At 44.0% G+C, this 11,944-nt stretch carries 12 protein-coding genes and 1 pseudogene; 6 read left to right on the plus strand and 7 right to left on the minus strand.

The window, feature by feature from the left end:
• The first annotated feature begins 80 nt into the window (after positions 1-80).
• A complete protein-coding gene (locus A3738_RS19860; RefSeq protein WP_068482930.1) occupies positions 81-413 on the plus strand; it encodes a hypothetical protein in 333 nt (110 codons plus the stop codon).
• Positions 414-498: 85 nt separating this feature from the next.
• On the opposite strand, the gene cysQ is transcribed toward A3738_RS19860, so the two are convergent.
• Positions 499-1,311, minus strand: coding sequence for a 3'(2'),5'-bisphosphate nucleotidase CysQ (gene cysQ, locus A3738_RS19865; RefSeq protein WP_068501328.1), 813 nt, complete (start codon positions 1,309-1,311; stop codon positions 499-501).
• 58 nt (positions 1,312-1,369) lie between these two features.
• Here cysQ and yrfG point away from each other — a divergent pair, with 58 nt between their 5' ends.
• The 4 genes from yrfG to A3738_RS19885 all read left to right on the plus strand — a co-directional run bounded on the left by yrfG (position 1,370) and on the right by A3738_RS19885 (position 4,980).
• Positions 1,370-2,026 carry a GMP/IMP nucleotidase gene (yrfG, locus tag A3738_RS19870; RefSeq protein ID WP_068476024.1) on the plus strand — a complete coding sequence of 219 codons (657 nt, stop codon included), beginning with the start codon at positions 1,370-1,372 and terminating at the stop codon, positions 2,024-2,026.
• Positions 2,023-2,424 carry an RNA-binding S4 domain-containing protein gene (locus A3738_RS19875; RefSeq protein ID WP_068476025.1) on the plus strand — a complete coding sequence of 134 codons (402 nt, stop codon included), beginning with the start codon at positions 2,023-2,025 and terminating at the stop codon, positions 2,422-2,424. The genes yrfG and A3738_RS19875 overlap by 4 nt, the downstream gene beginning before the upstream one ends.
• A gap of 16 nt (positions 2,425-2,440) precedes the next feature.
• Positions 2,441-3,298 carry an Hsp33 family molecular chaperone HslO gene (gene hslO / locus A3738_RS19880; protein ID WP_068482924.1) on the plus strand — a complete coding sequence of 286 codons (858 nt, stop codon included), beginning with the start codon at positions 2,441-2,443 and terminating at the stop codon, positions 3,296-3,298.
• Positions 3,299-3,447: 149 nt separating this feature from the next.
• Complete coding sequence (locus A3738_RS19885) at positions 3,448-4,980, plus strand: phosphoenolpyruvate carboxykinase (RefSeq protein ID WP_068483010.1); 1,533 nt, start codon at positions 3,448-3,450, stop codon at positions 4,978-4,980.
• 427 nt (positions 4,981-5,407) lie between these two features.
• Here the strand turns inward: A3738_RS19885 and A3738_RS19895 are convergent, their stop codons facing one another.
• Together A3738_RS19895 and A3738_RS19900 are read right to left on the minus strand one after the other, a co-directional pair.
• Positions 5,408-7,495: a TRAP transporter large permease subunit gene (locus A3738_RS19895; protein WP_068482921.1), complete on the minus strand. Its 2,088-nt coding sequence runs from the start codon at positions 7,493-7,495 to the stop codon at positions 5,408-5,410.
• Positions 7,496-7,681: 186 nt separating this feature from the next.
• Complete coding sequence (locus tag A3738_RS19900) at positions 7,682-8,761, minus strand: hypothetical protein (RefSeq protein WP_068482917.1); 1,080 nt, start codon at positions 8,759-8,761, stop codon at positions 7,682-7,684.
• A gap of 262 nt (positions 8,762-9,023) precedes the next feature.
• Between A3738_RS19900 and A3738_RS19905 the strand changes: the two are divergent.
• A pseudogene (locus A3738_RS19905) lies at positions 9,024-9,299 on the plus strand (HU family DNA-binding protein); the annotation flags it as partial.
• A 75-nt stretch (positions 9,300-9,374) separates the two neighbouring features.
• Here A3738_RS19905 and ruvX read toward each other — a convergent pair.
• The 4 genes from ruvX to gshB form a co-directional block, all read right to left on the minus strand.
• A complete protein-coding gene (ruvX, locus tag A3738_RS19910) occupies positions 9,375-9,800 on the minus strand; it encodes a Holliday junction resolvase RuvX (protein WP_068475544.1) in 426 nt (141 codons plus the stop codon).
• Positions 9,793-10,353, minus strand: coding sequence for a YqgE/AlgH family protein (locus A3738_RS19915; RefSeq protein WP_068482911.1), 561 nt, complete (start codon positions 10,351-10,353; stop codon positions 9,793-9,795). Before A3738_RS19915 ends, ruvX begins: the two co-directional genes overlap by 8 nt.
• A 42-nt stretch (positions 10,354-10,395) precedes the next feature.
• On the minus strand, positions 10,396-11,259 hold the full coding sequence (locus A3738_RS19920) for an energy transducer TonB (protein ID WP_082869120.1): 864 nt from the start codon (positions 11,257-11,259) through the stop codon (positions 10,396-10,398).
• Positions 11,260-11,290: 31 nt separating this feature from the next.
• Positions 11,291-11,944: glutathione synthase (gene gshB, locus A3738_RS19925; protein ID WP_068763801.1), on the minus strand; the 654-nt coding region annotated here is incomplete at its 5' end.

The raw sequence follows: 11,944 nt of genomic DNA on the forward strand, positions 1-11,944 counted from the left end.
CAGCTATAGTTAAATCATTCACTTAACGTGCATTCTTAGAAGTCTCTTTAATAAAATTCGGCTCTGGTGGAGGAGTTTCGATGTACCATAAAATTAAACAAATATTATGCAGTGTGGCGCTGTGTGTGAGTCTTGTTCTTCCAACTATTGCCCATGCAAATCCTGTTAATGAAACCCCAAGTGCAATGGCGATGACTGGCGACGCATTGTTTGTGCGTCCATTAATGTTTGTCACGACTATTCTTGGTGCGGGCGTATTTATTGTTTCATCACCATTTTCTGCGCTTGGTGGTAACATTGGAGAGTCATTCGAAGTATTAGTCGAAGGTCCTTTTGAAACGACATTTGTACGTTGCTTGGGTTGTACCTTAAACGGCCGAAAAGCGAATGATGTGGTAGAGCAAGAAGATTAAGCTGCCATAGCTTTGAAGGTTTTATAAGAGCGCGATCTTGAAAAAGGTCGCGCTTTTTTCGTTTTGAATAGCTGATAATTTCCGCTTATAGAAATTTTTTCCAATCAAAGCTCGTGTCACCTACGGCATGGAAGAAAGGGTTCAACATTTCTTCTTTTGTGTTGTAACGCAATGGTGTGAGTTCCGGAGTATAGATTTCACCGCCGGCGCCTTTCAGAACAGCGTGCGCCGCAGCGGTGTCCCATTCACAAGTGAGTGCTAAGCGTGGATACCAATCAGCGGATCCTTCAGCGCAGGCGCAAATTTTGAGGGAGCTACCCATATCTACACGATCGATATTCGAGAACGTATCTGAAACTTTCTCTAACAAGCTATCTAGCGCTTCTGCACCGTGTCGACGACTTCCTACAACCGTTAATGTGGTGCCGAGATTAACGGGCTTGATCGCAATTTGTTCGTGTAATCCTGCTGAGTTTTTGAAGCTTCCGAATGCTAGGCCGCCCAAGTATAAGGTATCTGTTACCGGAACATAAACGAGTCCAAGCGCTGGCTCGTGGTTTTCAATGAAGGCGATATTAACGGTGAATTCGCCATTCTTATTAATGAATTCTTTTGTGCCGTCTAATGGATCAACAAGCCAGTAGCGTTGCCAATGCTTTCGCTCTGTATACTCTGGTAGACCACCCTCTTCTGACAAAAAAGGGATATCTGGAGTTAGGGCTCGTAGACCCTTTTCAATGATTTTGTGTGCCGCTAAGTCGGCTTTGGTAACAGGGGAATCGTCGCTTTTAGTATCTATCTCGATGGGAAAATCTGAGTTATATACTTCTAAAATTGCCTTGCCGGCATCCTTGGCAATAACTGAAAGTGGTTCAAAAAACGCGCTTAAATCTGACATAGCTACCCTGCTTCGTTAAAATGCATCGAATCAATTGCCATAAAGTATAGAGAGTTTGATGCTCAACTGGAATCAAATCGATACCGTCTTCCTTGATATGGACGGCACCTTGTTAGACCTGCATTTCGATAATTATTTTTGGATGCAACATCTTCCAAAGCGCTTCGCTGATACGCGAGGAATGACGCTTGAAGAATCGAATACATTTCTGAGCAAGTATTTTCGAGATCTTAAAGGAACCTTAAATTGGTATTGTTTTGATTATTGGTCTGACTTACTTGATATGGATTTGATCCAATTAAAACATGAAGTGAAAGACAAAATAGCCTACCGGCCATTTGCTGAAGAATTCCTGAGTGCAATATCCGCTGGACCTTATCGCGTATTGCTTGTGACAAATTCTCACAGAGCAGGTGTTGAAATTAAGATGCAATGCACCAATCTAGGCGATTATATTGATGAAGTGCATACATCTCATGATTTTGGCTTACCGAAAGAAGATCCAGAGTTTTGGACAGCTTTGCGCAACAAAGTACATTTTGATCCACGCTCAACAGTATTTTTTGATGATAATGAAGATGTCCTTCATTCTGCTAAAAAAGCGGGACTCGTGCATTTGATCAATATCGTAAAACCAGATAGCCGCGGACCTATGAGAGTGAAAAGTGACTATCCTTTGTTGTCTTCATTTATGGATGTAATGCCTTCGTCATGACAGAAAGTTCTGAGCAAAAAGTTCGTATCGATAAATGGTTGTGGGCAGCAAGATTTTTTAAGACCCGGTCTATGGCTAAAGAAGCTGTAGAGGGCGGCAAAGTGCAATACAACGGTCAGCGTTGCAAACCAGGTAAGACGGTCGATTTGGGCGCTACTTTGCAAATTCGACAAGGCTGGGTGGATAAAGTCGTGACAGTGGCTAGCTTGTCAGATCGTCGTCAAAACGCAACCTTAGCTCAACAGCTATACGAAGAAACGGAAGAAAGTCGAATAGAGCGTGAAAAGAAAGTGGCGGAGCGTCGTGCGGAACGCGAAAGTCAGCCAGTACCGTTTAGAAGACCGAATAAACGGGATCGTCGTTTAATTCATCGTTTCAAAGATCAACGAAACGATTAGAGACAGAGAGATAATTATGCTTGAAGGAGATTCCTTCCAAAAATTCCTCCTTGATGAATGCCATATTCGAGGTGAAATTGTTCGCTTGTCAAAAAGCTTTCAAGAAGTTACTGCAAACAAAGACTATCCCCAAATACCTAGAGCGTTGTTAGCACAAGCAACCTGTGCATCTGTATTGATGACAGGAACACTCAAGTTTGAAGGTAGACTAGCTGTACATGCTCGAGGTGAAGGCCCCGTCAGTTTGTTAATGGCAGAAGCGACAGATCAAAAGTCTTTTCGAAGTATCGTGCATTATGAGGACGCTTTGCCGGACTCTAATGATTTAGGCGATTTGTTGGGGAAAGCACAACTAGCGATCACCATAGAGCCTGATAAGGGACAGCGTTATCAAGGGATTGTGCCTTTAGAGCGATCGACGTTGGCTGAATGTTTGGCGCATTACTTTGATTTATCAGAGCAGCTAGATACGCATTTCATGTTTGCGAGTGATGACGAGTACTGTTATGGCTTGATGCTTCAAAAGCTTCCTGATTACAAATATATCGATGATCAAGATGCTTGGGATCGTGTTAGGCAGCTCGCTGAGACATTGAGCTTTGAAGAGGTCAAACAGAATGACAATGCGACTATCTTGCATCGTCTTTATCATGAAGAAAGTGTGCAAGTGTATGAGTCAGAGCCTGTGCGTTTTGAATGCACATGTTCCGAGGAGCGGTCTTTAAATTCTCTTTATTCTTTAGGGAAAGATGAGGCGCTGTCGATTCTTGATGAAGAGCCTGTGATAGGAATCGATTGTCAATTTTGTGGTGCGCATTACGAATTTGATCGCGAGCGTGTCAATGAGTTATTTAATGTCGGTAAGCCGCACTAATTGGTTATTCATTGAACACATAAAGCGCATAATGCTTGGCGTCTATTTTACTGTCGTTTTTTAATTGGCGATTTGTCATAATAGCGCCCCAATTTTATAAGGGTTTGGATTTTTCCAAGCCAGTTAGTTTTATTTTAGGTGAGGTCAAAGTGAGTAACACTTTTGTTGATCTAAGTTCAGCATTACTAGTTGAACATGCACTGGAGCGTAAAGAAGGCAGTTTAGCTGCTAACGGTTCTTTAGTTGTTACAACTGGTAAGAGAACTGGTCGCTCTCCAATGGACCGTTATATTGTTGAAGAGCCAAGCACGTCTGATGCTATTGGCTGGGGTCCGATCAACCGCCCTTTTGATGCGGATAAATTCGATGCATTGTGGGAGCGTGTTGAAGCGTATCTTGCTGAAAAAGACAGCTATGTATCTCACCTTCACGTTGGTTCTGATCCTGAGCACTATCTTGCTGTTAAAGTGACAACAGAAACTGCTTGGCAAAATCTGTTTGGTCGCAACTTGTTTATCCGTCCTGAGACATTTAATCCTGCTGACAAGCAAGAATGGCAAATTTTGAACGTTGCTAGTTTTGAATGTGTACCAGAGCGTGACGGAACAAATAGTGATGGCACTGTTATGATCAACTTCGCGCAACGCAAAGTACTTCTTGCAGGCATGCGTTACGCTGGTGAAATGAAGAAAGCGATGTTCTCTGTTCAGAACTTCCTTCTTCCTGAAAAAGATGTTTTGCCAATGCACTGTTCCGCGAATGTCGGTGAAGATGGCGAAACAACTTTGTTCTTTGGTCTATCTGGAACAGGTAAGACAACGCTTTCAGCAGATCCAGAGCGTTATTTGATTGGTGATGACGAACACGGTTGGGGTAAAGGCACGGTCTTTAACCTTGAAGGTGGTTGTTACGCGAAGACAATTGATCTTAGCCAAAAGAATGAGCCAATTATTTGGGACGCTATTAAGTTTGGCGCGATCGTTGAGAATGTAAAAATCGATGATGATGCTCGTACTCCTGATTACACTGACACCTCTCTTACTGAGAATGGTCGTTGTGCATATCCGCTAGAGCACGTTGAAAAACGTGTACTAGAGAATCTTGCTGGCGAGCCAAATGCAATCGTTTTCCTAACATGTGATATGACAGGTGTCTTGCCTCCAGTATCATTGCTGAGCAAAGAAGCAGCAGCGTATCACTTCCTAAGTGGTTACACGGCTTTGGTTGGTTCTACTGAGATGGGCTCAGACTCTAAGCTTAAGTCAACATTCTCAACATGTTTTGGTGCGCCGTTCTTCCCTCGCCCAGCGGGTGAATATGCTGAATTGCTAATGAAGCGTATGGAAGAATTCGGTTCCAAAGTTTACCTAGTTAACACTGGTTGGACTGGTGGTTCATACGGTGTGGGCCAGCGCTTTAGCATCCCAACAACTCGTGGAATCATTTCTGCAATTCAGAGCGGTGCTTTGGCTGATGCGGAAACAACACATTTAGAACAGCTTAACTTGGATATCCCAGTAGCTGTACCAGGCGTTGATTCTGGCCTACTTAACCCTCGTGATACATGGGCAGACAAAGATGCTTATGATGCGAAAGCGGCTGATTTGATTTCTCAATTCGTTGAGAATTTTAAGAAGTTTGATGTATCAGAGTCTATCGTTGCTGCAGGGCCTAAGGCTTAGTAGCTTGGCCTGAAGTTTAAAAAGCCGGTGTCTGGAAACAGTCACCGGTTTTTTTATGCCTATTTGATTATTCCGTGTTTTCTGCAATTCAATTTATAAGCCTTATCGCTTAGTGCATTTCGCTTTTTTCGCCACTTGTCCATTTGTGCGGAGCTGCCTCCTGCACGTCTTTTATCATTGATCATATCGATCTTTGTCGCGATCCTTTTGCACTGCTCTTTGGAGCCTTGCAGGTTCTTTGCTTCTAATTTTGATGAATGAACTATTAAGAGTGTCGTAATGACTATGCTAAGCAGTAATGCAGCAGTGCGATTGAGTTGCATAGGAATCCTTTTCTATGTGATTTTTCATGTGAATTGAGTAAGTAGAAAAAAGCCCCGCGTGATAGATCAGGCAGGGCTTTTACTATTGGTTTACCAAGGTGTCACTAAGACATCATTTGATAAAACAGTGGTGTGAACGCAACGATAAGAAGTACTGTACCCATCGTAATAAGAGGGAGAAGTATTTTCTCATAACGCTGGTAGAAGGTTCCTTCTGTTAGCACAGCAGCCAGAGCTTCTTTCTCACCTACAACCTGGCGTGCAAGTAAGTGGTTAAGTGCAACCGGTGGGCTCAGATAACCAAGCTCAAACGCTACCAGTGTCAGCATCCAGAAGTGAATTGGATCTATACCTGCGCTGTAAGCGATTGGAGCAATTGTCTGACTTACTAAAATAACTGCGCCAAACGGTTCCATGATCATACCCATGACGATCAATACGCAAACAAGTAAGCCCATTGCCGCCCAAACGCTTGAGAATTCAGCAGGGAATGTCTCTACGATGCCGGAGCGCTCGATGGTTCCACCAAGACAGATAGTACAGCCGATTAATAACAATAATGCGCCGATTTCTGCTGTTGTCTGATTCGTTGCGGTACGAATGTTGGTTTCGATGCCTTTGTGAGGAATCTTCGTTTTACCATCTTCGCTAACTGCTTCTTTCTTCGTCACGTGCTCATAAATCAAAATCACAAGCATCATAACTGGAAGAATACGTGCTGCTGAGAATTCGTCTAAGCGAACGTTTACCGCATAGCGATAGAACAATACAACGGCAACAGACAAGATGATGTAAGGAATCAATGGACGGAAAGCTTGAAGCATTTCAGGGAAAGCTTGCCCTGGAGATGCAAGTTCAAACTTGCTCTGACGGTTAAGCGTCAATGCAAAGAAGCCAAACATCACCGCGCTCAGCATGAATACGTATACACCCCAACCAAATAACTGGTCAGTTGTGACTTCACGGTTCATAAATGCGATAACAACCACAAGCAAGCAAGGACGTAATACAACACCCATTGAGCCGGACATCGCTGTCGCTGCTAGTGCCAATTGACGACGCGTACCTGCAGCGCGTAACTCGTGATAAATCACGGCACCTGCCGCAATAACGAAAATACCTGAACCGCCAGTGTAGGCTGTTGGAATAGCCGCAAGAATTACGACAAGAACAACTAATAGCTCTGGTGGTAGTTTCCATGGCTTGAACAAAGAAAGCACGAGCGATGCAAAGCGCGTTTGCTTAAGCATCATACCTATCCAGACGTACAAGCCGACGTTCAAGAACATGTCACTGAGATCAAGAAGCTTGTCTAGGTGAATACCTAGTGCTGCTGGGTTAGGCTTGTTGCCTTCACCTAGGCCAAAGAAGAAGAACGCCGCAGCAATGATTGTCATGGTTGCGTACAATGGAATAGCTAGACCAGCTCGACCAATGTTGCCGCCTGGTGTGAGATCTGCCGCAGGTCGGAATATGTTGATGGCACTCATGATGGTGAGTACGCCGAAGCCATAGACCCAGAGTTCATGAATGAAGGCCACGTCAGCGGTTATTTTGGATCCATCTGAATGTGCTAGATCTCTAAATGCTACAGCAGACGCCAGTAGTAAGCCATTAGCAGCTAACTGAGCTGTGCTCGCCACGTAGTGATCTAAGCGAGACATCACCGGACGCATAGCAATGTGGTGACGTGTGAATGTAGCAGTTGTAGCGCATAGTAAGATTAGACCAACCAGAATAAATTTCTGGGACATGATGCCTACAGCAATCACTTCAGAAACGAATAACTCAACAGCTCTGAAAGTTTCCAATGCAGGAGTGATTCGTTGTTTAGTTTCTTCGTACGACTCAAAGGCAGCAACACAATCTGCTTTTGAGTTTATTATTGATTGGCGAATGAGCTCAGGATCAGCTGGTTCGGCATCGAAAAGACCGAAGTCGTCTTCTTCCGCGCTTTCAGCTAGTCGCTCTTGTACGGCAGCCTCAACATCAAGTTGAGCATCACAGCTTGGTAGCTCGGGATCTGTACGTAGTTTGTAATAACCCTCCCAATAATGTTCGCCTACTTGCAGTATTTGGTTATGGACATCACTACTTGTACTAAAGATGACAACCATCAAAAGCAAGATACAAGCAGGAAGGGACGATAGCCACTCAATGGGTGAGCGACTTTTTAAAGTATTGGAAACCACGAAATTCCTACCCCCTAGTTTAAATTTATATTTAGGTAATTCGTTGTTATATCGAATAAAAAAGCCGATAGATTATATCGGCTCTTAGGAAGGGTAACTAGGTGTGAATAGCGCTAATTCGTTCCAATTAGTCACTATTAATTCTCGTTATAGCAATAATGACGTGCGCTAGTTCACAAAAGGGTTTTAGAAGAGGTCGTCGAGTGAAACTTCCTCGATATCGTCTGCTGCGTTTTCGTCCCAGAAAGTGCCTAGACCACCAAGTGGTGTTCGCTTGCCAGTTGCTTCTGTCCACATTTTATCTGAGAGTCGCGTTAAGACTTCTGTCGCGGTTGCATCGAATAAACGATATTGCTCATTTGCAGGAAATTCATTTATCTGCTCAGCATGACGTTTCATGATCGCACGTAAACGCTCGTCGTCGCCTTTAGAGTAAGCGGCTACAGCATGGAAAACATGTGACAAGCGTACGCGTGCTTTTTCACCAATAAGGTCAGCCTGCTCTAAGCGAGCCCACGGGTCTTCCCCTTCTGGTGTCGCACCTGGTAGCAAGCTCCATACTGTTGCTTTAAGTGCGAGCGGTGCGCCGAACCATTTCTTATTATCTAGACAGCCAGCTGCACGTTCTGCTTGAGCGGCGATATTTTTAGGAACGCCGATATAAGAGCCCGACATGATGTCGTTGTTAAGGGCAAGTAATCCGCCAGCAAGGCCAGCTAGCCAAACAATTTGGTCAAAGTCTTGTGTCAACTCGGGACACTCAACACCACCATTCTCGAGAGGACGGCCGATTTCGTTGTCGTCATTGAACTTGATCAGTTCATCCCAGGCGACGAGATAGCGTTTTGCAGCTTTTAAGTGGTGGCGTTTTTGTGCGATCAATGCATCTTCAGCGAAGTCAGGCTGAAGTGCACGGATGTAGCGAAGATATTCTAGTTCTTTCTCTGCTGCTCTTGCCTCTTCACAGCCGCCTGCACCAAGGTGAAGAAGAATTGCAAGTTCGTGAGGTTCTTCAGTAATTCGACCTAGCGCCATAACCATAGATGTAAGCGCTTCAGCACCAGCACAACCTGCTTCGGTATCATCTGTTGTTAATAGATAAGGAACGATGTGTGCTTCACCAAGAAGCGTTACTGTATCACCGGTTGGCTTGATGAATGGCTTTACCAAAAATTGGTTAATCGCTTTACAGCCACCGAAAATCGTCGCTAGACCAATACACAATACAAGCCAGCGGATTTTGCGCAACGCTAAATTGACGTTCACTGAATACTCCTGCAAAACCCCATCAAGATCCTGAGATGGGTAAAAAATAAAATCTATTTATTAGCGAGATTATCTATTAAGTAGTTTGTTATTTGTGAGATTTATGCCACAAAGAGGTCAATGTATGTCGAATTCGATGTCAAATATTATGAAATCTGGCAATTATTGATTTTTTGATTGCTTAGCTACTTAAGTTCGCTATCTTAAAGGGCAGCAAAGTTAAGCCTTCGCCGTTTTCAAAGCAAATAATAAAAGAGGAAATGTTATGAAAAAACCTGAACTTGCAGCAGCTATCGCCGAAAAAACAGGATTAACTAAAGATAAAGCGGGTGAAGTCATCAATGCATTAACCGATGAAGTCACTAATGCTATGACCAGAAACGATCCAGTTAGTTTGATTGGTTTCGGAACTTTTTCTCAAAGAGAGCGTAGTGCACGTACCGGCAAGAACCCTCAAACGGGAAAAACAATTCAGATACCAGCGAGTAAAAGCGTTGGTTTTAAGCCTGGCAAAGCGCTTAAAGATGCTGTGAACTAGTTTGTCTCGCACTGGTTTAATTCTGAGGGTTTAATCAGTGCACCTTCCTTTGATTCTTATCTTAATCTTTTCGAGTTAGTTCTCGTCTTGCTTCTGCGCAAACCAACTTTCTAAGATGAGGCAGGCCGCAAGGCCGTCTACTGAATGTTCACCAAAGTCTCTATGCCCCTGTTCAGACAATACAATTCCTTTTGCTTCGTAACTTGATAAACGTTCGTCTTGCATGTGCGTTGCTAGGTGATAGCGACCATGTATTCTATTTGCGAATTTTCGTGCCCGAGCACTGAGCTCACTCTCACTTCCATCCATGTTAAGCGGTAGGCCAATAACGGCTGCTGTTGGCTGCCACTCTTTTAGGTGTGCCTCAAGTTGTTGCCAATTGGGAATGCCGTCTTTCGCTTTTATTGGTGATAGTTCTTTGGCTGTTGCAATGAAGTCATTACCAACAGCAACACCAATGCGTTTTAGACCGAAATCGAAGCAGATATAATTTTTAGGCATGGCCTGCTTGCCATGTGAGTTGGCTTGCATCTAGCCCGATGCTTGCTAATGCTCTGTCATAGCGGCTTTTGGTGTCGGTATAAAAGATCACTTCTTCACTAGATACGCAGGTTAGCCAAGAGTTTTGAGCGATCTCTTCTTCCAATTGTCCTGGGCCCCAGCCGGCATAGCCTAGAGCGACAAGATAATTTTCTGGACCATTACCTTTTGAAATCGCAGCTAAAATATCTTGAGACGTACTTAATTGAATTGATTTGGTTACGGCAAAGGAGCTGTCCCAAGATGAACCATCGTTATGCAGAACGAAGCCTCGATCGACTTGAACCGGACCGCCTTGCATGACTTCAATTGGCGACTCAGTTTCTAAAAGAGGAAGCTCGAGTTGCTCGAATATTTCATTTAGATCGAGATAAGCGGCTTTATTGACCACGATACCCATGGCTCCTTCTTCATTATGTTGGCAAACGTATGTGATCGTGCCATTGAAGTGCGGATCTTCTAAACGCGGCATCGCAATTAAAAAATGGTTTTGTAGGTTGATTGAATCAGTCAACTTGGCTCTCTCAAATATTGCGCTGGCCGTAGTTTAGTCGCGCTAAAAGCTATATACACCTTTTCCTGTGTAAGAAAATGTACGGATGAGTTCAAGTACATCGCGTTCTTTTCTTACTTCACTTGGGAAGGGAGCAAAGGGCGCGGCGCGGCTGACGATATCTTTGGTTTTTGCATCTAATACTAGGTCACCAGAACTTGAACGAATTTCAACATCTCTAAGACTGCCATCTGAATAGATGGAGATTAAAACGCGAGGCTTTCCGTACAGTTTACGTCCACGATCTGTAGGGAAAAATTGACGCCCTACCCGCTCAATTTTAGCAACGACTTGTTCAACGTAACGTGCATCAACAGCCTTCATTGTAGAAGCCGCTGCTAGACGAGTAACACGAGGTTTTTTGGCATATTGCTGAAGCTGTTCTTCGTAGCTTGCTTCTAATTCTGCAATTTGCAAGCTGCGCTCAATCAGAGAGCGTAATTCAGGCTGCTCAGAATCAGGGACATACTCTTGATCGGGAGCGAACAACGCACTGAAAGAATCATCTGCGACACGCGTTACCACAGCGCTTCGTTTTTCAGTTTCTTGTTGTTGTGGTTTGGCCGGAGATGCTGATTCTTGAATTAGCATACTTTCATCGATCGACTTAGTTGGAGAACTTTGTCTTACTTTTTCCTCGACGTTTCCACTGCCTTGCTGATTAGTTTGAGCTAAAAAATCTGCTTGGTCAGGCCGTTTTTCGTCATCAAATCGTGCCAAGGTAATTTCCATGGTTTTGGCGACGGGTTTGGGGTCATCTTGAATAAAATCGGTGAGTACCATGAGTACATGGAGTGCAATGGCGACAAAAATGGTGAAGCTCAAGCGGTCACTAGCTTTTATATTTGCTTGAGGTATTGCTGCCACGACTTCATGCTCTCCGGTCTATTTAGATGAATTATTGATTTAACTTCTGTTCGATAACGCACATTAGATCGCCTGCAATATCAAGATCATAGGCGCGATTAATTTCTTGAATGCACGTAGGGCTAGTGACATTAATTTCGGTGAGGTAATCACCAATGACATCGATGCCAACGAAGAGCAGACCGCGGGCTTTTAAATCATCAGCAATCTGAGACACTATCCAACGATCACGATCTGTAAGCGGTTGTGCCTCCCCTCTTCCGCCTGCGGCTAAGTTACCACGATGCTCGCCTTTACTGGGAATTCTTGCTAAAGCGTAATCGATGGGCTTTCCATCAATGATGAGTATGCGCTTATCTCCTTTTGATATTTCGGGGATATAGCGTTGAGCCATCACTTGCGTTTCACCAAAATTATTAAGCGTTTCTAATATGACACCAATATTTGGGTCGCCAGCTTTTACGTTAAATATAGAGGTGCCACCCATTCCATCTAATGGCTTGAAAATGACGTGCTGGTGCTCATCAACGAAGGCTCTCAACTGTTTTGGGTTGCGACTGATTAATACGGGAGGGCAACACTGTGGATAAGCCGTAGCGAAAACCTTCTCATTACAGTCTCTAAGGCTCTGAGGTTTGTTGACCACTAGTAAGCCTTGCTGCTCAGCTCGTTCTGCAATATAGGT

Source organism: Oleiphilus sp. HI0066 (assembly GCF_001635725.1).

Excerpts from the sequence above, each read along its gene's own strand:
- cysQ (WP_068501328.1), bottom strand. The coding sequence starts at position 1,311 with ATGTCAGATTTAAGCGCGTTTTTTGAACCACTTTCAGTTATTGCCAAG.
- ruvX (WP_068475544.1), bottom strand. The coding sequence starts at position 9,800 with ATGCCTAAAAATTATATCTGCTTCGATTTCGGTCTAAAACGCATTGGT.
- yrfG (WP_068476024.1), top strand. The coding sequence starts at position 1,370 with ATGCTCAACTGGAATCAAATCGATACCGTCTTCCTTGATATGGACGGC.
- A3738_RS19860 (WP_068482930.1), top strand. The coding sequence starts at position 81 with ATGTACCATAAAATTAAACAAATATTATGCAGTGTGGCGCTGTGTGTG.
- hslO (WP_068482924.1), top strand. The coding sequence starts at position 2,441 with ATGCTTGAAGGAGATTCCTTCCAAAAATTCCTCCTTGATGAATGCCAT.
- A3738_RS19875 (WP_068476025.1), top strand. The coding sequence starts at position 2,023 with ATGACAGAAAGTTCTGAGCAAAAAGTTCGTATCGATAAATGGTTGTGG.